This is a genomic window from Parabacteroides sp. HGS0025 (assembly GCF_000969845.1).
In the GTDB taxonomy this organism is placed as follows: domain Bacteria; phylum Bacteroidota; class Bacteroidia; order Bacteroidales; family Tannerellaceae; genus Parabacteroides; species Parabacteroides gordonii.
In genome coordinates, this window is the sequence record NZ_KQ033902.1 from 3,045,027 (window position 1) to 3,067,646 (window position 22,620).

At 43.1% G+C, this 22,620-nt stretch carries 15 protein-coding genes; 11 read left to right on the forward strand and 4 right to left on the reverse strand.

The window, feature by feature from the left end; genetic code table 11:
• Window positions 1-35: 35 nt before the first annotated feature.
• A complete protein-coding gene (locus tag HMPREF1212_RS12030) occupies window positions 36-1,094 on the reverse strand; it encodes a DUF362 domain-containing protein (protein WP_046149506.1) in 1,059 nt (352 codons plus the stop codon).
• A 288-nt stretch (window positions 1,095-1,382) separates the two neighbouring features.
• On the opposite strand from HMPREF1212_RS12030, the gene msrB reads away from it, so the two are divergent.
• On the forward strand, window positions 1,383-2,477 hold the full coding sequence (gene msrB / locus HMPREF1212_RS12035; protein ID WP_046149507.1) for a peptide-methionine (R)-S-oxide reductase MsrB: 1,095 nt from the start codon (window positions 1,383-1,385) through the stop codon (window positions 2,475-2,477).
• 15 nt (window positions 2,478-2,492) lie between these two features.
• Here the strand turns inward: msrB and HMPREF1212_RS12040 are convergent, their stop codons facing one another.
• Complete coding sequence (locus HMPREF1212_RS12040) at window positions 2,493-5,168, reverse strand: DEAD/DEAH box helicase family protein (protein ID WP_046149508.1); 2,676 nt, start codon at window positions 5,166-5,168, stop codon at window positions 2,493-2,495.
• A gap of 137 nt (window positions 5,169-5,305) precedes the next feature.
• Here HMPREF1212_RS12040 and HMPREF1212_RS12045 point away from each other — a divergent pair, with 137 nt between their 5' ends.
• Complete coding sequence (locus HMPREF1212_RS12045) at window positions 5,306-6,502, forward strand: DUF4272 domain-containing protein (RefSeq protein ID WP_046149509.1); 1,197 nt, start codon at window positions 5,306-5,308, stop codon at window positions 6,500-6,502.
• Window positions 6,503-6,652: 150 nt separating this feature from the next.
• On the opposite strand, the gene HMPREF1212_RS12050 is transcribed toward HMPREF1212_RS12045, so the two are convergent.
• Entirely contained in the window at window positions 6,653-7,387 is a 735-nt protein-coding gene (locus tag HMPREF1212_RS12050) for a class I SAM-dependent methyltransferase (RefSeq protein ID WP_028729492.1), read from the reverse strand.
• 205 nt (window positions 7,388-7,592) lie between these two features.
• On the opposite strand from HMPREF1212_RS12050, the gene glyA reads away from it, so the two are divergent.
• Both glyA and HMPREF1212_RS12060 read left to right on the forward strand, forming a co-directional pair.
• Window positions 7,593-8,873, forward strand: coding sequence for a serine hydroxymethyltransferase (gene glyA, locus HMPREF1212_RS12055; protein ID WP_028729493.1), 1,281 nt, complete (start codon window positions 7,593-7,595; stop codon window positions 8,871-8,873).
• A 180-nt stretch (window positions 8,874-9,053) separates the two neighbouring features.
• A complete protein-coding gene (locus HMPREF1212_RS12060; RefSeq protein ID WP_046149510.1) occupies window positions 9,054-11,402 on the forward strand; it encodes a family 20 glycosylhydrolase in 2,349 nt (782 codons plus the stop codon).
• 239 nt (window positions 11,403-11,641) lie between these two features.
• On the opposite strand, the gene HMPREF1212_RS12065 is transcribed toward HMPREF1212_RS12060, so the two are convergent.
• Window positions 11,642-14,110, reverse strand: a complete 2,469-nt coding sequence (locus HMPREF1212_RS12065) for an alpha-L-arabinofuranosidase C-terminal domain-containing protein (RefSeq protein ID WP_046150359.1) — start codon at window positions 14,108-14,110, stop codon at window positions 11,642-11,644.
• A 193-nt stretch (window positions 14,111-14,303) separates the two neighbouring features.
• On the opposite strand from HMPREF1212_RS12065, the gene HMPREF1212_RS12070 reads away from it, so the two are divergent.
• Genes HMPREF1212_RS12070 through HMPREF1212_RS12100 form a run of 7 tightly spaced genes read left to right on the forward strand, consistent with a single transcriptional unit; the run spans window position 14,304 to window position 22,611 of the window.
• Entirely contained in the window at window positions 14,304-14,669 is a 366-nt protein-coding gene (locus HMPREF1212_RS12070; protein ID WP_028729496.1) for a response regulator, read from the forward strand.
• A gap of 32 nt (window positions 14,670-14,701) precedes the next feature.
• Window positions 14,702-15,871 (forward strand): sugar transferase, encoded by a 1,170-nt coding sequence (locus HMPREF1212_RS12075; protein WP_046149511.1) that lies wholly within the window; start codon window positions 14,702-14,704, stop codon window positions 15,869-15,871.
• An 11-nt stretch (window positions 15,872-15,882) separates the two neighbouring features.
• On the forward strand, window positions 15,883-16,650 hold the full coding sequence (locus tag HMPREF1212_RS12080; RefSeq protein WP_046149512.1) for a TolC family protein: 768 nt from the start codon (window positions 15,883-15,885) through the stop codon (window positions 16,648-16,650).
• A gap of 1 nt (window position 16,651) precedes the next feature.
• On the forward strand, window positions 16,652-18,808 hold the full coding sequence (locus HMPREF1212_RS12085) for a GumC family protein (protein WP_046149513.1): 2,157 nt from the start codon (window positions 16,652-16,654) through the stop codon (window positions 18,806-18,808).
• A 7-nt stretch (window positions 18,809-18,815) separates the two neighbouring features.
• Complete coding sequence (locus HMPREF1212_RS12090; protein WP_046149514.1) at window positions 18,816-20,267, forward strand: O-antigen ligase family protein; 1,452 nt, start codon at window positions 18,816-18,818, stop codon at window positions 20,265-20,267.
• Window positions 20,264-21,499, forward strand: coding sequence for a glycosyltransferase family 2 protein (locus HMPREF1212_RS12095; protein WP_046149515.1), 1,236 nt, complete (start codon window positions 20,264-20,266; stop codon window positions 21,497-21,499). The genes HMPREF1212_RS12090 and HMPREF1212_RS12095 overlap by 4 nt, the downstream gene beginning before the upstream one ends.
• Window positions 21,499-22,611 (forward strand): glycosyltransferase family 4 protein, encoded by a 1,113-nt coding sequence (locus HMPREF1212_RS12100; RefSeq protein ID WP_046149516.1) that lies wholly within the window; start codon window positions 21,499-21,501, stop codon window positions 22,609-22,611. The genes HMPREF1212_RS12095 and HMPREF1212_RS12100 overlap by 1 nt, the downstream gene beginning before the upstream one ends.
• The last annotated feature ends 9 nt before the right edge of the window (window positions 22,612-22,620 follow it).

Below are 22,620 nucleotides of genomic sequence, written 5' to 3' on the forward strand. Positions count from 1 at the left end.
ATTGCGCCTTTTTGACCTAAGGCGGAATCCATAATTTAGGCATCCAGCCTGACCAGATTATATTTCTGGCTGCCTATACCGATCGCTTCAGCATGTTCGAGCGTATGAATGCCGTGACGCGATTCCATGCGTTCAATCAAATGGCTACGCCCCTCATCGGGTGAGTTATAGACCATATCCACACAAGCTTTATCCAAAGCAACCGGGTCGAGAGAAGCCAGAATACCGATATCAGCCATCTGAGGGTTAGCCGGATGCGAATCGCAATCACAGTCAACCGACAGGTTATTCATCACACTGATATAAAGAATATTATCACCGCAATGATCAACTACGGCTTTAGCTGCTTCAGCCATTGATTCAAGAAAAATATCCTGCTCCGGAAGGTTTCCCCACATCTCTCCCGCATTTCTGGTTTTACCGGCAGAGTGAATCCATGCTTTTCCTGAAGCAGAAGCAATACCGATAGAAATATTCTTTATCGCTCCGCCGAAGCCACCCATCGCATGTCCCTTGAAATGGGAAAGAACGACCGTAAAATCGTAATTGGCATAGTTAGCGCCTACGATATCTTCGGTAAGATGTTTTCCTCCTTTCACCGGTAAACTGATCTCCCCAGCCGAATCCATTATGTCGACATCGGCAATAGCCGTAAAACCATGATCTGCCGCGGCCTTTCTATGAGCTTCCGTGTCGGAACGTCCACCGGCATAAGCAGTATTACATTCTATAATAGTGCCGTTTACTTTCCGTACCAGATCGCCGATCAGTGCAGGCTTCAGGTAATTATTGCCTCCCGGCTCTCCTGTACTTAACTTTACAGCTACTTTTCCGGATGCTGAACGTCCAAGTGCATCATAAATTCGCAGCAGACTATCCGGAGATATTTCCGTTAACATGTAGACAGTAGCAGCTTCGCCTGACGGAGTATTGGTCAAGCCACCGTTTTCTTCCGGTTCTTCTTCACGCCTGCTATTTGCTGAACAAGCGGCTAACGGTATCAGGTTTGATGCTAATAAAACTCCTCCGGCAGCTACCGAAGTTTTAATAAATCCACGCCGTGTGAGTGGCGTCCTTTCTCTTTTTTCGCCCATGATTTATACATTTTTATTTATGCTACAAATATATCCCTATTCAACCTGTTGTTTTGTATATACATTACAGATATTTATACCCGAATTACTGTTTTATTCTCGGTATTAAAGCGGTGGCGCTTTTTGGTTCCCCGGAAAAAGGCTGTAAAGTTAAGATCCTATAAGATCTGAATATTCTTTGTATATAAACAAACTATCTTCGTTGCGATATTGTTTTTAATAGGATTAGTATTAATCAGATTCTTAAGAAACAAATAAACTAAACTGCTAAAGGAACAATAATCATATATGAAGAGTTTTATATTTGCGGCCGTTTTGCTATTAGCGAGTGCAATAGCAATGGCACAAGCGACAAAGGATTATCAACTATCAAAAGAAAAGGAAATGAAGTCTCAAAGCGATATCTATTTTGCCGGGGGATGTTTCTGGGGTACAGAACATTTCATGAAGCAAATCAACGGTGTAACCAGTACTCAGGCAGGTTATGCAAATGGGAAAGAAAGCATTAAAAATCCCTCCTACGAACAAGTATGCAATGATAATACCGGATTTGCAGAAACAGTAAAAGTCAGTTACAACCCGCAAGAAGCCGACTTGAAACTACTGATAGAACTTTTCTTCAAAACCATAGATCCGACAAGCCTGAACCGGCAAGGAAACGACCGGGGATCACAATACCGTACAGGCATCTACTATACGGATAAAGCCGACCTTCCTGTTATTGAAGAAACGGTAAATGCCTTAACCCCCAATTATTCCAAACCGGTAGTAGTCGAAGTCAAACCATTGATAAACTTCTATCAGGCAGAAGACTACCATCAGGATTATTTGGACAAGCACCCCGATGGCTATTGCCACATAAGCCCGGATCTGTTCGACTTTGCCCGAAAGGCCAATATGAGAGGAAAGACCGTCGATACAAATTCAGAGGAAAAGAAGTTCCAAAAGCCGGGCGATGCGGTACTACGCTCTACACTCACGGCCGAACAATATGCAGTCACACAACAGAATGCAACAGAAAGAGCCTTCAAAAATGAATACTGGAACGAAAACCGGAAAGGTATTTACGTAGATATCACAACCGGAGAACCGTTATTCATATCCGCAGACAAATTCGACTCCGGCTGCGGCTGGCCCAGTTTCTCCAAACCGATCGACAAAAAGCTGATCATGGAGAAAACAGACCACTCTCACGGAATGAAACGGACAGAGGTACGCAGTAAAACAGGAGACGCCCATCTGGGACATGTCTTCGAAGACGGCCCGATAGCTAAAGGCGGATTACGCTATTGTATCAACAGTGCATCCCTGAAATTCATCCCCCAGGAAAAGATGAAAGAGGAAGGCTATGCCGATTACCTGTACCTACTGGAAGGTAATTAATTCTATTTGCAGCTTTCACCTCCATTTATTCAGGTGCTCCACCTCTTCTGACAAACGTGCGGCGAGCGAACCGACACGGGCTTGTAAAAGAGTCCGCCGTCCTCCGGCTATCCGGGTATAGACCAGTTCGCAATTGCCGACGTACTTCCGCCATAACTGGTAGAAGGAAACGGCCAGTTCCTTCTTCCGGCCTAAGATTTCAGGGACGGCATGATAATCTATTTGCGGATAGAAAAACAAAAACCGGCTTTTCCGCAGTATCAGGTAGCGGGGATTATCGACAGGTGAGACAATCTCGTGCAACGAATCCGTAAACAACGACTGCTCATAGCGCGAACCACCTTCCAGGTAGCAATGAACGCCCGTTGTCCCGGTGGATGCCTTAACCGAAAGCTCCTGCATCGGCGTCCGGATCATGCCGGCTTTATGCAGGGATCGAAGCAACGCCTCCCCTATCCGCCGGATGTCTTTGGAGATGTCCCGGTAATGGATATACATGCTGAAGGCATGCAAGGTCTGCCGGCCGAAATATAACAGGCCGCTGATCCCGACCAATAATAGCCAGAGCTTGATATCCCTGGAAGAGCTCAGCCCACGCGCCGAGCGGAAAAAGTCGACAACCGTATCACCCGCAAATGACAATACGCCGAAAAACAAATCGGCAAACAGGCAACCGATCGTACGATGCAGGCAAACCTCCTTCTGCCTGACAGTACGCTGATAAACAGTCTCCGGCGGCAGACGTATCTCTTCCACCAATCTCGTTCCCTGCTCCAAAGCGGATTGCCAGCGGTGTTTCAGTTCGTTGCGGCAGGCAGCCCGTTGAAGCGTTTCCGCATTGAGCCGGTCGATTGTTTCCCGGTTCGTGATGTCGCAGGGGATATGAATACGATCCAGTCCGTTCTCTATCCCACCGCCTTCCCGACAAGAAATACCGGAGAAGCTGCGGAAGCGCCTTTTCAACATATCGACGTCATTGCCCCCGTCCAACGTTGTCGTGTCGATGGATACGAGGTGCCAGATGTTACCCGTCTTCTGCTCATTCCCTTTCTGGACACGGATAGCCCGGCCGCGCATCTGGTTGGACAGGACAAAGGAGCCGACAAAGCTGGCCAATATAAGCGAATTCAATGCCGGAGCATCCCAACCCTCGCCCAGGAGCGATTTTGTGCCGACCAATACTTCGATGCCGCCTTGCTGGAACAGGTCGGTGACAATCTTCACGACCTCGTTCTTAATCCCTTCCGTCAGCGAAATCTGGAGATAAGCGTTATCGTAAGGCAACGGGGAGCAGGAGATATTCTCTATTCCGCGTTTGCCGGCCAATTGCTCCAATTCAGGCAACGCAACAGCCGGGATTATCACGATCGCCCCGGTCAGCACCCCGATACGCATATCCAGCTTATTCTCGCGGCGGAGCTTTTCGAAAACAGGCATCACACCGAATTTGCTCAACTTCATATCGTTCACGGGAGTATTGGCAAGAAATTCCTTGCGGATATAATCGGTCAGGACTACCAGGCGAAGGTCGCTACCCAACTGCTCATATTCGAAACGGACAATATCACGTATACTGTTCAGCTTTTCCAGGCTGGTCGATAATGTCTTTGTTATCTTAGCGTTATAACGGAAAGAAATCTGGCTCTTATCCGTCGCACCGTGATAGACTAGCTTATTCTTTAACTGCTCCCGATGTCCGGCAAAGCCGGGGAATAGATCATGCCCTTTGTTCAGATAAAAATCGAGTAAGGTTTCCGCCCATTCATAATCGAACGGAGGGAAATCCGGCTTCTTTTCATTCAGCACTTTATAATGACACGCAGGGATGTTGCGCCCCAATGAATGGAAAAAGATCAATAAGGACGAATACGATGCCATATTACTGTAAATCCATTCGATATTCCCTTCAGGATCAGTCCAGGCCGGCAACGACTCCAGGGCGGCGATCAACTCTTCATCCTTCTGTATATCCGTAAAAAGACGGTCTATGTTCTCGCGGTACTCGCAAATCACCCGATATTCTTCCGGCGAAAGCTGCGAGTAATAAATATAATCCTGATGCGGGCACAAATCCCCTTCGCGCACCAACTCCGGAACGGTAATCTCCGCATCGATCGGGCCGTTCAGGTCGATATAACGCTCCCACTCGGCCCCCGTCACATCGTAGGGCGGTGTAGCTGTCAGGCCGACAAGGGTCGGTGACAAGGCCGCCTTCAACTTCGTAAGCGTGTTCCACCACTCATTTTTGAGGTGATGCGCTTCGTCTGCAATGAAGGTCTGTACGTTCTGCTCCTTGAGCAGCCGGACTATCTCCGCCAGGTTCGCATCTCCCGAATGCTTCCCCTTCAGGTCATTGCAGGCGGCATGCAGACCCTGATAAGTGCTCACCGTGACAAAAGCCGGACGGTGTATATCGTACGAGATCCATTCGGGCACCTGATCCGTTTGCAGGAACAGTTCACAGAAGCGATCCACCCACTGGTTCCGCACGGCTATCGTCGGGGCAATGATCAGGGCGGGTTTATTCAGTTTCAGCATCACCTGTAAGCCGAGTACGGTCTTTCCCGAACCGGGAGGAGCCACTACATGGAGAGCCCCGTCATCCAGATAACTGTCGAGTTCGGATAACACGCGCTGCTGATAATTGCGCCAGGTGTACTTAAATGCTATTCCCCCGGGGAAAGTTTTCATATAGAGAGACTGTTTATCATCAACCGGGAGCCAAAGATAAACTTTTCATCCGTACGAACCGACAAACTACCTTTATTTTCTTATTTTTGTCCGATTCAATAATCATCCCGTGAAAACAGGATATAAAAAACAATAATATGGAAAAAGCAAACATCACGCTATATACGGTCATCGGTAATCCGAGCCGCATCGAAGCAGCTGTCCGGGATCGTTTCAAGGAAATGACCCAAGAGATCACATCCGAAAACGGGAACATCGCCCTCTGGCTCGCAGACGACTCGTCCATCACCTTCAACATCAGCCACCAGCAGAACAAGCCTGACTTTATCGCCTCTCACACAGCCGGTATGGCCAACTACTTCTCTTCCGCAGAAACACCGCTGGCGGAACTGAAAGAGAGCGTCCTGAAACAAATCCGCCTTTTCAATTGCGTGACCGGCATCACCTTCGAAATAGACGAAAACGAAGACCGTACCAACTACATCATCAACCGCCTTTTCGCCATCGCAAACGATGTAAACGGCTTCCTGCTCTACCCCAGCATGCAGATATACACCAGGGAAGGCAAGCTCCTGTTCTCCATCACGGGCGAGAGTGAGCTGACGGAATTCATCCCCATTGCCAATAATGATTATCTGGACAGGAACCGCCATACAGAAGCATCCGCCGACGTGGAACGCCGCCTGCGCTCCATCGTGCAGCTCGAAGCAAAAAATATCCCTTACCTGGAACACTTGCGTTGCGAAGCCCTGGAAAGCGAAGTCCACCTGAAAAGCCGTGAGGAGATGGTCGAGCGTGCCGCCGCCCTGTTCGCCGTCGCCGTCTATTCGGAAGTGATACTCTCGGAAGATTCCGACCGCGAGAAAGCCCTCTTCTACTTTAATAAGATGGACGACCTGTACGGCGTAAAAGCACACCTCACGGAAAAAGAGGCTGCCTACATCAACGATCCGGAACCGGAAAAACAAACCTGCATCCAGTTCGTATGGCGTTACGAATGTTGCGGCGTATTACTATGGGCCGCCGGAGTAGTCGACGACCTATCCTATCCTTCCGAGATTATCGACGTCCCCATCCTCGCCGCCATCTTCTGGCAGCATAAAGGGCTGAAAGACCTCTTAGGCAAAGGCTATTCGCGTCCGGCAAAAGAAATACTGGATGTGGCAGACCTGACGTTCCGTTACGACTGGGCTTGCGTGGATGCGCGTATCCATAAAAAAGAAGTACCGGGCGGACTCGAAAGCGGGGTCGTGGGCGAACGCCATTATGCTTTCAACTGGATCGTCGGGGCGAACGGCGGTGAAGACTGGGACAACATCCATCCGAATACGTAAACCGATAGTCATTTTCAAGTGTGTACCGGTAGTCCCATTTTTGTGCCATGCCTGTTGCACAAAAGTGCGGCTACTAGTGCACATTTGTGCAACAGGCATGGCACAATATTAAAACTACTATCCGAAGCTTGATCGGTATCACCATTTATATTATTTCTTCACAGCAGAAACAAGCAGCATCATCGGCCTGCGCAATTCATCCCGCATACCGGGGATGGTGTCGAGCAAAGCAGGGTCGGGTTCCGGCTCTATCAGCCCGGTGATCTCGAAGCCTGCCCGGATTAAGCCGTTCACATAGGTAGTCAGTGTCTTGTGATACTTCACTACTTCTTCACCCAGGAAAATGGCGTTGCGCTTGCCTTCGGTGAAATAACGGTCTACCGGCCAGTGGATAGCCTGTCCGTCAGCCTCGTAATACCAATCCTGCGTGCCGTAGGCCGTAAAGACCGGGTGCTCAACGGAAAAGACAAAAGAGCCGCCTTTGCTCAGGCAGCGGTGAACGTTCCGGCAAACGGTCTCGAAAGATTCCAGGTAGTGGAATGTCAGCGAGCTGATCACGACATCGAAAGTATCCGGCTCGTACTCAAAATCTTCTATGGCTATACATCTGTATGCTATCTTTGGAGAAGAATTTTTTTTGCGTGCCTCTTCCAACATCTTTTCCGAAAGATCGATCCCCAATGCCGATGCAGCCCCCTGCTCTACCGCATACACGCAATGCCAGCCGAATCCGCAGCCGAGGTCGAGCACTCTCTTTCCTTTAAAATCAGGCAGCATGGTCTTCAACACATGCCATTCACCTGCTCCTTTCAGCCCGTCCACCGAACGCGACATCCGGCTATATTGGCTGAAGAATTTCTCATCATCGTATTTATTCTCTTTCATAACTTAATTTCATTGATTTAACCGGAAATTACCCCTAAATCCGGAGAACGGCAAAGATACATACAAAAACGTTCCTTTTCTCCCGGTTCTCTATTTATATTTTGATAACAATTAGGCTATATATACAGAATTTTATCGTAAATTTGCGACGATTCCCTCACATTAATAAGCAGGGAACTCATTGCAATAACCAATTTTACATGTAATGAAACAAGACAAGATCATTTTCGACATCATTGAGAAAGAACATCAGCGCCAGTTGAAAGGCATCGAGCTGATTGCTTCTGAAAACTTTGTGAGCGACCAGGTGATGCAAGCCATGGGAAGCTGCCTGACCAACAAATACGCCGAAGGTTATCCCGGCAAGCGGTATTATGGTGGTTGCGAGGTTGTCGACCAGAGCGAAACTATCGCTATCGAACGGTTGAAACAAATCTTCAATGCAGAATGGGCAAATGTCCAGCCTCACTCGGGAGCACAGGCTAATGCAGCCGTATTCCTGGCAGTCCTTAACCCTGGGGACACATTCCTCGGTTTGAATCTGGCACATGGCGGCCACCTTTCTCATGGTTCTCCAGTAAATAGTTCAGGTATCCTATATAGAGCAACAGAGTATAACGTAAAAGAAGAAACCGGACGCGTAGACTACGACCAGATGGAAGAAGTTGCCTTGCGTGAAAAACCGAAATTGATCGTCGGTGGTGGATCTGCTTATTCTCGTGAATGGGATTACAAACGTATGCGCGAAATCGCCGACAAAGTAGGTGCTTTGCTGATGATCGATATGGCTCACCCGGCCGGTCTGATCGCTGCCGGTTTGTTGAACAACCCGTTGGAATATGCCCATATCGTAACTTCTACTACACACAAGACGTTGCGTGGCCCGCGCGGTGGTATCATCCTGTTAGGCAAAGATTTCGAAAACCCGTGGGGAAAGAAGACTCCGAAAGGCGAGATCAAAAAGATGTCACAGTTGCTCGATTCAGCCGTATTCCCGGGTATCCAGGGAGGCCCGCTGGAACATGTAATCGCTGCTAAAGCCGTTGCTTTCGGCGAAGCTTTGGAACCAGAATACAAAACATACCAGGCACAGGTACAGGCAAATGCCGCTGCTATGGCAAAAGCATTTATCGATAAGGGTTACAAGATCATTTCCGACGGTACCGACAACCACAGTATGTTGATCGACCTGCGTAAGAAATTCCCCGAACTGACCGGTAAAGTGGCTGAAAAAGCTTTGGTTGCCGCTGATATCACCGTCAACAAGAACATGGTTCCGTTCGACAGCCGTTCAGCTTTCCAGACTTCAGGTATCCGCGTAGGTACTCCGGCTATCACTACCCGTGGTGCCAAAGAGCCGCTGATGGCTGAGATCGTGGAATTGATCGACACAGTTCTTTCTGCACCTGAATGCGATAAAACGATCACTGCTGTTCGCGAAAAGGTAAACAGCATCATGAAAGAATATCCTATCTTCGCATGGTAAAAACACATGGTATAAGGGCGGCTATCGACCGCCGCCCTATACATTATTATATATAGTATATAAATAACCGTATAAGCGGCAAAAATATCTGTTTAACCGGCATAAATACCGGGACGACCGCTAGGGCCGCCCCTACGAAAAACAAAATTCACAATTATCTATAAACTTATTCTTTAAAACATGAAGAAGCTCGTTTCAATGTGTGCAGGCGCAGCACTATGTATCCTTGCGTCATGCAGCGAAGGGCCTACAAAACAGATGCCTTACAACCAAGGTATCAATGTAATTCCTGTACCTGTTAGTCTGACTCAGAACGAAGGAGTCTTTAAAGTTGGCAAAAACATGGCTTTCCAGGCTTCCACTCCGGAGGCTAAGACAGTAGCTGAATTTTTCGCTTCCAAACTGAACCTGGCAACAGGTTATCAGGTAACGGTCGGCGATAAAGAAGTATCTAACGGTATTTCATTGATTATCGACGAATCGCTGGACGTAAACAACGAAGGGTATACACTCGACGTAACGGCCAACGGAGCAACTGTAAAGGCTAAAACTCCACAAGGTTTATTCTATGGTATGCAAACATTCATGCAGTTATTGCCTGCTGAAGTCGAAAGCCCGGTGGTTGTCAGTGGAATCGCATGGACTGCTCCGTGTGTTTCTGTAAAAGACGAACCGCGTTTCGGCTACCGCGGATTCATGCTTGATCCGTGCCGTCATTTCATCCCGGTAGAAAACGTAAAGAAACAAATCGACGTACTGTCGCTGTTCAAGATCAACCGTATGCACTGGCACTTAACAGACGACCAGGGCTGGCGTATCGAAATCAAGAAATATCCGAAGCTGACTGAAGTAGGTGCTAAACGCATCGAAGGCGAAGGTACCGAATACGGTGGCTTCTATACTCAGGAAGAAATCAAGGAAGTTGTAAAATATGCAGCCGACCGCTTCGTAACGGTTATTCCCGAACTGGAACTCCCGGGACACGAAATGGCCGCTATCGCCGGTTATCCTGAATTGTCTTGTAAAGGCGAACAAAGTACTCCGCGTATCATCTGGGGCGTTGAAGACATCGTCATGTGTGCCGGTAAAGAGGAAACATTCAAGTTCCTGGAAGATGTGATCGACGAAATCGCTCCGTTGTTCCCCAGCGAATACTTCCACATCGGAGGTGACGAATGTCCGAAGATCAGTTGGAAACAATGCCCGCTTTGCCAGAAACGCATCAAAGAAGAAGGCTTGAAGGGTGACAAACAGCACAGTGCGGAAGAACGCCTGCAAAGCTACTTCGTACAGCGCATGGAAAAATATCTTTCCGGTAAATATGGAAAGAAGATCATCGGTTGGGACGAGATACTTGAAGGAGGTCTGGCACCGTCTGCAACTGTTATGTCATGGCGTGGTGAAGCCGGTGGTATCGCCGCAGCTAACATGGATCACGATGTGATTATGACTCCGGGAAGCGGTGGAATGTATCTTGACCAATACCAGGGAGACTCTAAGATTGAACCGGTAACTATCGGCGGATATGCTACGATCGAAAAAGTGTACAGCTATAATCCGATCCCCGACACATTGGTTGCAACAGGCAAAGCCCAGCATATTCTGGGTGTTCAGTGCAACAACTGGTCTGAGTACATGTACAACACCGACTTGATGGAATACCGTATGTATCCTCGTGCCCTGGCCGTAGCTGAAATAGGCTGGAGCCCGCTGACACGCAAAGATTACAAGGATTTCGAACGCAGACTGGATAATGCACTGGTTCGTCTGGATGCACACAATATCAACTACTACATCCCGCAACCTGAACAGCCGAACGGCTCAACCAACCTCGTTGCATTTACCGACAAGGCTTCTCTTGCCTTCAAGACAACTCGCCCGGTTAAGGTTGTATATACAATTGACGGAACAGAACCGACTGCCGAATCGACTGTTTATTCCGCTCCTATCGAGTTCACTGAATCTGGCGTATTGAAGATCCGTTCCGTACTGCCTTCCGGTAAAATGAGCAAGACTCGTACGATCACTGTTGAAAAACAGGCATTGGCTCCGGCTAAAGAAGTTGCCAAGACAACTCCGGGTCTGGAAATGCAGGTTACCGACGGCATGTTCCTTGAATCATCCAAATTGGCTGACGTGAAAGAATGGAAGAAGTTGGCAATAAAAGATCTGCGCCAGCTGACCAACCAGGTACCTGCTCCCGAATCCATGAGAGGTGTTAAACAGTATGCTGCCATTGCGACTGGTTACGTAAATATCCCGGAAGATGGCGTTTACTATATCTCTTCTGACAACGAAGAAGTTTGGATCGACGGTAAACTGCTTATCAACAATGGCGGTGAAGTGAAACGTTTCTCACGTCACGACACATCTGTTGCTCTGGCTGCCGGCCTGCACGAGATCAAAGTGGTATTCCTCGGACATATCATCGGCGGATGGCCTTCCAACTGGAACGACGGTAGTGTAAAACTACGCAAAGAGGGTGCTGAGAAATTCACTCGCATTACTCCGGAAATGTTAGTTCATTAAAAAAATCTTTCCGGAAATCCGGAAACTCCAATCAAACGTTTAAAAATGCTTTCCGGATTTCCGGAAGGCATTTTTTAATGGTGTAAACCGACTTCCGGGTTTGCGGAAATAAACTTTAAACGTTTAAACGGCTTTCCGGAAATTCGGAAACGAACTTTCACCATTTAAAGTCAGCTTCCGAGACTTCGAGAGCCAACTTTAAACGTTTTTCTAACTTTCTGAAGTCTCGGAAGATATTTTTAATCGATATGTAGTTTCATTATAGTGATTGAATTCGGAGGGAACGAGTAAACCATCGGGCCGCCCAAAGAGAAAGATATATTTTTCTGAATGGGAACAATCTTTTCCGGCTCCGTAAATGTATTCCGTCCCAAAGGTTCCCCGGTCAACTGGATAACCTCTGCATCATTCTTTATACTCACCCCTTTTATATTCAACTCCGTTTTCTCTTCATGCTGAGTCGTATTTACCACTTTCAGCAATATAACATTCGCTTCTTTATCCATAGTTGCAACTGAAACCAGTGAAGGCAACGGAGGCAATTCGACCTCATATATCTGTGTATCGTCTACATAACAGCTGATGTTTTCATCTTTGCAAACGATCTTGATGTCATACCAGCGATTACTTTCAAAAGAATGAATGTGGGGAGCGCTCAAAGTATCCCTCACAGCACCAGCTTGGCGATACAGCTCGCAAGAACCCGGGGCTATCGATAAAGCTATATGATCGTTCGCCTCTCCGACCTTACCATTATCGCGGACGCGAAGCTGGATCTGTCCACTGCCTTTTGTTCGTCTGACCCGCATGGATAATGTATAGTCGTGAGCCGTAGAATCTCCCATTAACAGATAGTTCCAACGGTTCGGAACCGGGATAAGTTTCCCGTTATCCACTTGCCAACCTCCACTCTTCACCGTACCTTCAGTTACAGGTTTATCATCGATCCGTACATTCTCAAAGTCATAGCTATTATCGAACAGTTCTATCGAAGCACGCCCAAACGTCACCTGCGGACGGCTATACGTATCGACATCGGTCTTAAGTAATTCGTCTCCACGGTTATTCGCAAACATCTGCATCATATAAAACGAAGGTGACCCCACCACTTGATGGTTATTAAAAGAAAGAGCCGGATACCGTTGAAATTCGTAATCCACATTTCCTAATACCGGCGCATATGCCAGACGTTTCACCACTTCCGGGCTATTCTCTATCCCCACCAGGAAGCAGGCCTCTCCTATTGCAGCACGCAAAGTACCCTGCAAGGAAGCATCTCCCATACTAAACTCACCAATAAAAACAGCAGGGAAACGTCTTAAGTATTGCCCGGTTTCATAACGGTTATGGTTGGCAATAAGAAAATCTTCTCCAGAATAAAAATGATAGTCCGTCCATTCCGTCCTGTTCTGCCCGGCGATCAACGAGCTTTTTATCACTGTGATCTCCGGATAAGTTTCATTAATCGCTTTTTTGAATAGCTCGAAACGTTTGGAGTATTCCTGTCCGTAATTCTCACTGCCGATCTCCACATATTTCAGGTTGAAAGGTTCCGGATGTCCCTGTTTGGCACGCATAGCTCCGAAAGCAGAATCGACCGGTGCATTAGCGTAAGCGATAGCATCCAAAGCATCCTGTACCAGCTTGTTCATGGCAGTAATATCTTCATAGCGCGGACGACGACTCTGGCTCGTCACACCGCTGTTGATTACATACAAAGGTTCAGCTTTCAGATCTTCACACATTTGCAGATATTCATGATATCCCATCCCATTGGTCGAACCATATGCCCATATATTCCAGAAATGCTTACGTTCAGAAACCGCTCCGACTGTTTCACGCCAGATAGGATATGTCCCGGCAGTATATCCTTCCACGAAGCTCCCCCCCGGAAAACGAATAAATTGTGGATTCAGAGAGGCAACCTTTTCCATTAGATCCGGGCGCAATCCATTAGGCCGGTCATTCCATGTTTTCTGGGGAAATAAAGAAACAACATCCAACCAGAATACGGCAGAACTATCCGAAGTGATAGTCAAGACCGCATTATCCGTATTTTCCGTGGCAGTAAAAGTATGTTGGTATTTTCTCCATCCAAACACGGTAGAGATTTTAAACACCTCACTCAAGGCTGTTTCTGCTGTTGAATCAGACAAAGCAACATTAATTGTCTTTGGAGTCATTGTCGCCCCTTTCATATATAATGACAAATCATATTTTTCTCCTTTACGGATAGAAAGGCCATTATACCCCGTAGCAATAACTCCTCCTCTACCAGACTCCGGAGTAACGGACGCAGATACCAGCAAGGAACGACGGTTTTTGTCATTGATAAGCTCCTTTGTATCCGGATATATATAAGTTCCGGTAGAAATACGCTTCCATCCCGGTACTGAATCTGAGCGCATAAAAGGAATAGACCAACCATTAGGCGTGGTCAAAACATTCCGGCTGGCATCATACGGACAGTTCAGAGGAGGTACACCATCTTCAAAGCTACGGTTTTGTATCATTTCGGCATAGATGCCTCCATCGACTGCATGATTAATCTCCTCAATAGTCAATCCATATAAATTCTTATTAACAGGTACGGAAAAACTTTCTACATCAACAGTTATCAAAGATGTTACAGGCATTTCCGGTTGACATCCGGAAAGTAAAAAAACAAGTATTATATTTATACTTAATATCTTAAAGGGTATATTCATCTCTACATTTTTCAATTCAATAGCACGATAAAATTCATTCTGCAAACTTAAAGAATAATTTTCATATATATTGTTCTTTGCAATAAAGAGTATTTACACAGAAAAACCTTTGATTTTTATGTGCTTTTATCAAATTATTATTTTAATTTTGTGCGGTGGAGAAAACAAAAAATTGCAATATATACAAAAAAGCATGAAGAAGTCGATTCTTTTGGTTGATGATAAGCCAGAAATAGCGAAGATTATAATGCTCTATCTGTCTTCTTTATATGATGTCAGATACGAGGAAAATCCGATTAAAGCTATTGCATGGCTTAATGAAGGCAACATGCCGGACGGGATTATTTCCGACTTGAATATGCCGGAGATGAATGGAGAGGAGTTTCTGTGTTATTTAAAAGCAAATGCTCTCTTTAGTCATATTCCTGTACTAATTCTATCGAGTGTAGAAAGTAGTTCCAACAGAATACGTCTATTTGAAGAAGGGGCAGAAGACTTTATTCTGAAACCTTTTAACCCGGAAGAATTAAGGGTAAGGGTTAAAAGATTATTGAGATAAAGAATAAACACTAGGGTTAATTTTAAACTTGTATGGAGTACATCTTTTGGGGAAATAATATTCCCTTGGCCGCTCATTTGCGGGAGAATCTGCAGTGCAGAATTTCCGAATGCATTACTTTTCAGCAAATAAAATCAAGCTTATCCTCTTTAGGAGACATTGATTTCTGTGTATTTCTTGAAAAGCAGGAAATGACGACAGATATACCGACAATTACCCAACTTCATAAGTTATACCCTGAGTTGTATATCATACTGATAAGCGAGACTCTGAGTAAAGAAGAAAAACTACCTTATTTAAAGGCTGGCATTGATTGTATGATCTCCAAAGAATATTCAAAAGAGGACTTACAAAAATTACTCTCTGTCGTTATTGATTTCAAGGAGAAAACAAAAATCAAGAAAAGTAATCAAGTATCTTCCTTAGCAGAATTTAAATTACCCCTGTGGAAACGTACTTTTGATATACTGGCATCTTCAGCAGCCATACTTATGCTGTCTCCTATATTGATATCTACAGCGCTCCTGATCAGATTTGAAAGTAATGGGAAGGTTGTTTATAAGTCTAAGCGGGTAGGTAGCAATTATAAGATCTTCGATTTTTACAAATTCCGGTCGATGTATTCGGATGCAGATAAACGGCTTGCAGAATACAAAAAACTAAACCAATATACAAAAGAAACAGCTGAAGAAGAGTCTGCGACATCTTCTTCAGCTCTAGGGATATCCCTAGAAACTCATTCTACAGATAATGATCAGGATATTCTCTTATTCTCAGATGACTTAAGTACTTCTGAAAAAAATTATCTGAAAACAAAACGAAGTGAGCGATCCAATGCTTTTTTTAAAATAGAAAACGACCCGCGTATCACCCATATGGGACGTTTCATCAGGAAATACAGTATAGATGAGCTTCCCCAGTTATTTAATATTTTGAAAGGTGATATGTCTGTCGTAGGTAACCGTCCCCTCCCTCTTTATGAGGCCGAGTTGCTTACCAGCGATGAGTATGTACAACGTTTCATGGCACCTGCAGGTCTGACAGGCCTTTGGCAGGTTGAGAAACGCGGTGATGCAGGAAAAATGTCTGCTGAAGAACGAAAACAACTGGATATTAAATACGCGAGAGAATTTTCTTTCCGAATGGATATGAGGATTATTTTTAAAACGTTCACCGCATTTATTCAAAAGGAAAATGTGTAGCAACAAGTACCATGAAAAAATTGCTGATATTCATATTATTATTCACTCATATATCATATAACTTCGGACAAGAAAAAATAACGACAGTTAAAAACGATATATCGATAACTAATGCCGACTCCATCCAGACGGTATTAGAAAATTACGAGCATGTCGAGTTACCTCCACTTTCCGTATTTCTCTCATCAGCCTACGACCATCCTTCCGTCCGGATATATGAGGCCAAGCGTGATGAAGAAAAGGCTACATTAAAAGACACTCAAAGTAAATGGTTAAATTATTTCCGTATCTCAGGTTTATATCAATATGGTCAGTTGGCCGCCCTCACTAAAAATACGGAAATAGAAAGTTCGATGTATGCATTCGATACCAAGGCACAAAATCAATTCAATATAGGAATGGTATTATCTATTCCTATAGGCGATTTGTTGGGACAGAAACAAAAGAACCGCGCCCAAAGAGCCCGGCTTCATCAGATAGAATATGAATATGAAATATCTATTGAAGAAAGAAAATTAAAAATTCTTGAAGCATATAATCTGGTTATCCAACAATTAGCTGTATTGAAAGCAAAATCGGATGCAGCTGCATTATATAATGCACAAATGAAGATATCCGAACAGGATTTCATCAATGGAAAAATAAGTATTATCGAACTATCATTGGAAAGAAGCAGACGTTCGTCAGCCGTCGTTTCTTATCAGGAAGGACGAGCAGCTTTGCACAATGCCATTACACTATTAGAAATGCTGACAAACGTAAAAGTAATGAATAAATAAGATGAATGTACCCCTTTATATAGTACGTTTTCTACATAGAATACGCTATCAAATTATTTTCGGAAGTTTGATAGTAACTGCTTTAGTGGCTTACTTCTCACAATTTATTCAAAAGAAATATACTGTAAATACCAGTATCTATACCGGTATCGCTTCGACTTCGGGATTAGAGGACGACAATAAATTAAGCTTTTTTGAATTAAACAGTACTTTTGATAACCTTATTAATCTCACAAAAGCCAAAGGAACCCTGGAGAAAGTTTCAATCCGTTTATTTGCCATAAACATGATAAAGGGAGATCCGGAAAAAGACAACCTTTATATTACAGCTAAAAACTTCAAAGCGCTAGAGAAAATTGTTCCAAACGAAATCGTAAAGCTGATTGATAAAGAATCATTGGATAAAACAATTGAAAATCTAAACAAATATAAGAAGGAGGAACCCGATAACTTTTTATTCGGACTCTTCAATTGGAACCATCCGAATTACAGCTATAATGCACTCAAATCCGTATCTGTAAAACGCATAAACAACAGTGACCTGATAGAAATATCCTTTCAGTCGACAGACCCTGGTATAGCAATGAATACCGTAAAACTTATTACAGAAGAACTAATACAATCGTATGATGGAATACGTTATAAATCAGCTAACGATGTAGTATTATATTATGAAAAAGAACTAAAAGTACTACGTAGCAAACTCGATCAAATGGAAAACTCTTTAACCGAATATAATATCGAAAACAAGGTAATTAACTATACCGAACAAACTAAAGCGATTGCTATCGCATACACCAACTATGAAGACCGGTATGAAGCGTCTTTACGTGAATATGAAAGTTCATCCAGACTGATCACCCAGTTAGAAAAACAAATGGACACCCGTTCTAAATTATTTAAAACAAATACTGAATTTATTGAGGCTTTAGACCGTATCTCAACTATTAATGGTAAAATAACAGAAATCGAAACATTTAGTAGTAATAACGCACAAGATAACAATCCGAAACTGCAGCAATACAAAGAAAGAATGGATGAAACCGAAAAAGAAATTGAGACACTTTCCAATAATATAAATGAATATAAATATACAAAAGAAGGTATCGCCATAGAAACGATGGTCAACCAATGGTTAACTGAAGTAATACGAAATACCAAAGCTAAAGCAGAACTGGAAATTCTCAATAAAAGAAAAAAAGAGTTTACAGAACAATATAAAACATACTCTCCTATCGGAACACAGATAAATAGAAAAGAGCGAGAAATACGCATTACAGAAGAATCTTATTTGGAAGTGTTACATGGATTGAACCTGGCTAAGTTGAAACAAAAAAATATCCAACTGACTTCAGCAACATTGAACGTGATTACGCCAGCCACATTCCCTTTAATAAGCAATGGTAGTAAACGGAGTATTTTAATTATGGCGGCATTTATGGGTAGTATTATTTTTATCATCGGATGTAATCTGATCATAGAGTTACTGGATCGAACATTACGTGATGCAGAACGTACACAACGATTAACCAATACTCCCGTTTTAGGAGCATTTACAGGAAATATGCAATTAAGATACCGTGGTTACAGAAAAGCATGTAACCGAATATCGGCTAGTTATGCATGTAATAAATTAAATAGTAAGTTAGTATCCGGAAAACCGATGATCGTAAATTTGCTTAGTTTAGAAAGTAAGGAAGGTAAAACATTTATAGCGAACTACCTGAAAGAAGAATGGGAAGAACAAGGATTAATTGTAAAATATTTAACAGCCGGTAAAGATTTCCCATTAGATACGTCTTATTTGTTAACAGAGAGTTTCGATCGCTTTTTGGCAGAAAAAGATATACCTAATATCCTGATGATAGAATATCCGGCTATTCTAAAAAGTAATCTTCCGTCGTCTTTACTCAGCCAGGCTTCATTCAATATCGTTATAGCTAATGCCTGCAGAGTCTGGAAAAATAGTGATGAAGTCTCTCTAAACCATTTAAAAGAAAGATCTGGTTCTGTCCCACTTTACATTTATTTAAACAACGCGACCAGGGAAGCTGTAGAGGATTTTACCGGCCAACTCCCCCCTTATTCTTCCATGCGGACTCTCAGTAGCCGGTTGTTGTATTTGGGATTAACGACTCATAATACCGCAGTAAAATAGAATAGATATGGAAAACAACTCAAGAACAATACAAATAAAGTTTTTCCCTATACTTTTACTATTGGGATTAACAGGTATTGTTATGTCGTTGCTTACCAATAACATAGTTTTATTAGGAGGGCTTATTTGTTTTCCTTTACTATTGATAACCAGCTATCAAGTCTTGTGCAAACCCTTAATTCTATTTTTAATCACATTCACTATCAACTATTATTTGATGGGGTTAACACGATATGTCAATTTAAATGGTATCAGTTTTCTTATGGATAGTTTAATGGTATCCACTCTATTACTTGTTATTATTCATAGTGCGCTTCTAAAAAATATAGAATGGAAATATGGACTGAACACTCTGACTATCGGATCTTTTGTATGGATGCTTTATTGCTTAGCCCAAATTACAAATCCATCCGGTATGATCCAGGCATGGATTTTATCAAGAGGATTGATAATAAACGGATTTATAATTTCATTAATTATCTCATTATTATGCGTGAAATATAAGACCGTCAAATTAATATTGTTCATGTTATCTGTTTTTGCATTGACTGCATTTCTAAAAGCCGCCATGCAAAAGTTTATCGGATTCGACAGAGGGGAACAGTTATGGTTAAACCAAGGAGGTGCTTTAACCCATTTGATAGGTAGTGGTACACGTTATTTTTCTTTCTTCACGGATGCCGGGAACTTTGGCTCTAATATGGGATGCACAGGCGTTATTTTTACTATTGCTGCCTGCTATATTAAATCCAAACCTGTAAAGATATATTATGCTATTGTGGCTGTTGCCAGTTTATATGCCATGTTCCTGTCGGGAACCCGCGGGGCAATGCTCGTTCCTTTAGGAGGATTAGCCTTGTTTACAATACTAAGTAAGAATATTAAGGTAATGACGATTGGAGGTTTCAGCCTGTTATTTATCTATATTTTCTTTGCTTTTACGATGATTGGGCAAAATAATCAGCAAATACGTCGAATGCGCACAGCATTCACCCCCACAGAAGACGGTTCTTTTAATGTCAGAAAGGCGAATAAAGAACGCCTGGCTCAATATTTAAAAGACAAACCGTTTGGAGAAGGCATAGGACTTTCCGGAGTAGAGAATCAAAAAATGTCTAATCGTTTCACTACCTCTATCCCACACGACTCCTGGTATGTGAAAATATGGGTTGAGACTGGAATAGTAGGTCTTATTCTTTATCTCGGTTTCCTGTTTATCTCCATAGCACATGGTGCCTGGATCATTATGTTCCGCATCAAGGATAAAGAACTCAAAGGCTTGCTGACCGGTCTTCTATGTGGAGTCACCGGTATGCTACTCAGTGCCTATGGAAACGCTTTTTGGGGGCAATACCCGACTTGTATTATAGCATTTACCGGACTTGCCCTGGTATTAAAAGGGAAATGTTTTGACAAAGAAATAGCAAACAACAACAATAAAATAATACAAAATATATGATAGAAGAAATAGTAAATATAATAATAAACTGGACTGGCAATAATGAAAAGATCTTCCACATGGGAGATGCTATTCTATTTCTAGTATTCCTTGTATCGGTATTGTACCTATTCGTTTTTGCATTATTCTCTATAAAAAAGAAAACGCATACCTACCCTGCTGCCAGGAAAAAATATCGTTTTGCGGTCTTATTTCCTGCATACAAAGAGGATGCTGTTATATTACATTCCGTAGAGGATTTCTTAAAAAACGAATATCCCCGGGATTTATATGATGTCGTTGTCATATCCGATCAAATGTCGGAAGAGACCAATAAGAAATTATTGAATCTTTCCGCTAAAGTAGTAGAAATAACCAACTCCCCCAGTACGAAAACCAATGCGCTGAGAAAAGCTGTCGAATACATAGACAATGGAGTGGTAAAATACGATATAATCGTTATCCTTGATGCTGACAATCTGACGGACAATGATTTCCTGGAAAAAATTAACGATGCATTTTATTCAGGTTGTTCCGCCGTCCAGACTCACCGGGTTGCTAAAAACAGGGATACCAATATTGCTGTACTCGATGCTGTAAGTGAAGAAATAAACAATTCGATTTTCAGAAAAGGACATACTCAGATCGGATTCTCTTCAGCCTTGATCGGTTCCGGTATGGCATTCGAATATGAGCTGTTTAAAGAGTGTATCATGTCTTCCAAGCATATAGGAGTAGATAAACAGCTGGAACAAATACTGTTGCTGCAAAATATATACATTGAATATTTGGAAGTCGTATATACTTATGACGAAAAGGTTGCCAATAAAAACAGTTTCTATGATCAACGTAGAAGATGGCTATCCAACCAGTTTCATAACCTATTTTACGGACTAAAAAATATCCCATTAGCTATATTAAAAGGAAACTGGGATTATTGTAATAAGTTATTCCAATGGATGATGCCTCCGCGAATCATTTTATTTGGTCTTATAGTCATTATTGCAGTAATTATGACCGCTGTCGATTGGCCTTTGTCCATCAAATGGTGGGGATTACTCCTTTTGCTATGTATAACATTCAGCCTGGCAGTACCGGATTATTTGGTAGATAGCCGCTTTAAAAAAGCATTAGCCTCTCTGCCTTTAATCTTTATGCTTATGTGTTTAAATTTCTTTCGCCTGAAAGGGGCTAATAAAGAATTTATTCATACTCAACATTCAGACACGCCAAACTCTTCAAATACTAAGTGATGAAAATAGCCATAGAAGCCCAACGAATCTTCCGTCCCAATAAACACGGAATGGATTTTGTAGCCTTAGAAAGCATACGGGAACTACAACGGATCGATAAGGAAAATGAATACTTCATTTTTGTCAGTCCGGGAGAAGATCGTTGTCTAAATGAATCGGAGAATGTCCGCATCATCGAGTTAAATTGCCCGACTTACCCGTTATGGGAACAAATAGCCTTACCACGTGCCGTATCTAAAATAAAGCCGGATCTATTGCATTGTACGAGTAATACGGCACCGGTCAACAGTCCGGTGTCATTAATTCTGACTTTGCACGATATCATCTTTTTGGAGCCTCGGCAAAGCGGTAATAAGTCACTTTATCAAAATATGGGCTGGTATTATCGCAGGTTGGTGGTTCCACGGATACTTCCCAAATGTCAAAAAATTATAACTGTTTCCCATTTCGAACGGAATCGGATCAAAGAAGCATTGAAGCTTCCCGAAGATCAGATCATAACGGTTTATAACGGTTATAGTCATTATTTCTTCCCCCGGAAAGAAACAATGACAATTACACAGAAGTATATACAAGCTGATAAATTCTTGTTTTTTCTGGGTAATACAGATCCCAAAAAGAATGTTCCCCGCACATTAAAAGCCTATGCTTCATACCGGAAACGTTCTAAGGATCCTCTTCCTCTATTAATAGCAGATATCAGAGATGACATCCTTAACCCCCTTCTGAAGGAACTCGGTATTGAGGATATACGACCTTTTGTTTATAGCCCGGGCTACATTCCCAATACAGATCTACCTTATTTATATAGCGGAGCTTTTGCTTTTCTATATACCTCATTAAGAGAAAGTTTCGGTATCCCTCTATTGGAAGCAATGGCTTGTGGTACTCCTGTCGTTACCTCCAATACCTCTTCCATGCCGGAAATAGGCGGAGCAGATGCATTACTCTCCGATCCTACAAATGAAGATGATATAACCGGTAAACTACTTTTACTGGAAAACGATCCGATGATATACCGGCAACAAGTCGATTACGGTCTGGAACGGGCTAAATTGTTTTCATGGGAGAACACAGCCCGGAATTTACTTTCAATCTACCAATATATTTAAATATCTAAA

Excerpts from the sequence above, each read along its gene's own strand:
- HMPREF1212_RS12030 (WP_046149506.1), bottom strand. The coding sequence starts at position 1,094 with ATGGGCGAAAAAAGAGAAAGGACGCCACTCACACGGCGTGGATTTATT.
- msrB (WP_046149507.1), top strand. The coding sequence starts at position 1,383 with ATGAAGAGTTTTATATTTGCGGCCGTTTTGCTATTAGCGAGTGCAATA.
- HMPREF1212_RS12040 (WP_046149508.1), bottom strand. The coding sequence starts at position 5,168 with ATGAAAACTTTCCCCGGGGGAATAGCATTTAAGTACACCTGGCGCAAT.
- HMPREF1212_RS12045 (WP_046149509.1), top strand. The coding sequence starts at position 5,306 with ATGGAAAAAGCAAACATCACGCTATATACGGTCATCGGTAATCCGAGC.
- HMPREF1212_RS12050 (WP_028729492.1), bottom strand. The coding sequence starts at position 7,387 with ATGAAAGAGAATAAATACGATGATGAGAAATTCTTCAGCCAATATAGC.
- glyA (WP_028729493.1), top strand. The coding sequence starts at position 7,593 with ATGAAACAAGACAAGATCATTTTCGACATCATTGAGAAAGAACATCAG.
- HMPREF1212_RS12060 (WP_046149510.1), top strand. The coding sequence starts at position 9,054 with ATGAAGAAGCTCGTTTCAATGTGTGCAGGCGCAGCACTATGTATCCTT.
- HMPREF1212_RS12065 (WP_046150359.1), bottom strand. The coding sequence starts at position 14,110 with ATGAATATACCCTTTAAGATATTAAGTATAAATATAATACTTGTTTTT.
- HMPREF1212_RS12070 (WP_028729496.1), top strand. The coding sequence starts at position 14,304 with ATGAAGAAGTCGATTCTTTTGGTTGATGATAAGCCAGAAATAGCGAAG.
- HMPREF1212_RS12075 (WP_046149511.1), top strand. The coding sequence starts at position 14,702 with ATGGAGTACATCTTTTGGGGAAATAATATTCCCTTGGCCGCTCATTTG.
- HMPREF1212_RS12080 (WP_046149512.1), top strand. The coding sequence starts at position 15,883 with ATGAAAAAATTGCTGATATTCATATTATTATTCACTCATATATCATAT.
- HMPREF1212_RS12085 (WP_046149513.1), top strand. The coding sequence starts at position 16,652 with ATGAATGTACCCCTTTATATAGTACGTTTTCTACATAGAATACGCTAT.
- HMPREF1212_RS12090 (WP_046149514.1), top strand. The coding sequence starts at position 18,816 with ATGGAAAACAACTCAAGAACAATACAAATAAAGTTTTTCCCTATACTT.
- HMPREF1212_RS12095 (WP_046149515.1), top strand. The coding sequence starts at position 20,264 with ATGATAGAAGAAATAGTAAATATAATAATAAACTGGACTGGCAATAAT.
- HMPREF1212_RS12100 (WP_046149516.1), top strand. The coding sequence starts at position 21,499 with ATGAAAATAGCCATAGAAGCCCAACGAATCTTCCGTCCCAATAAACAC.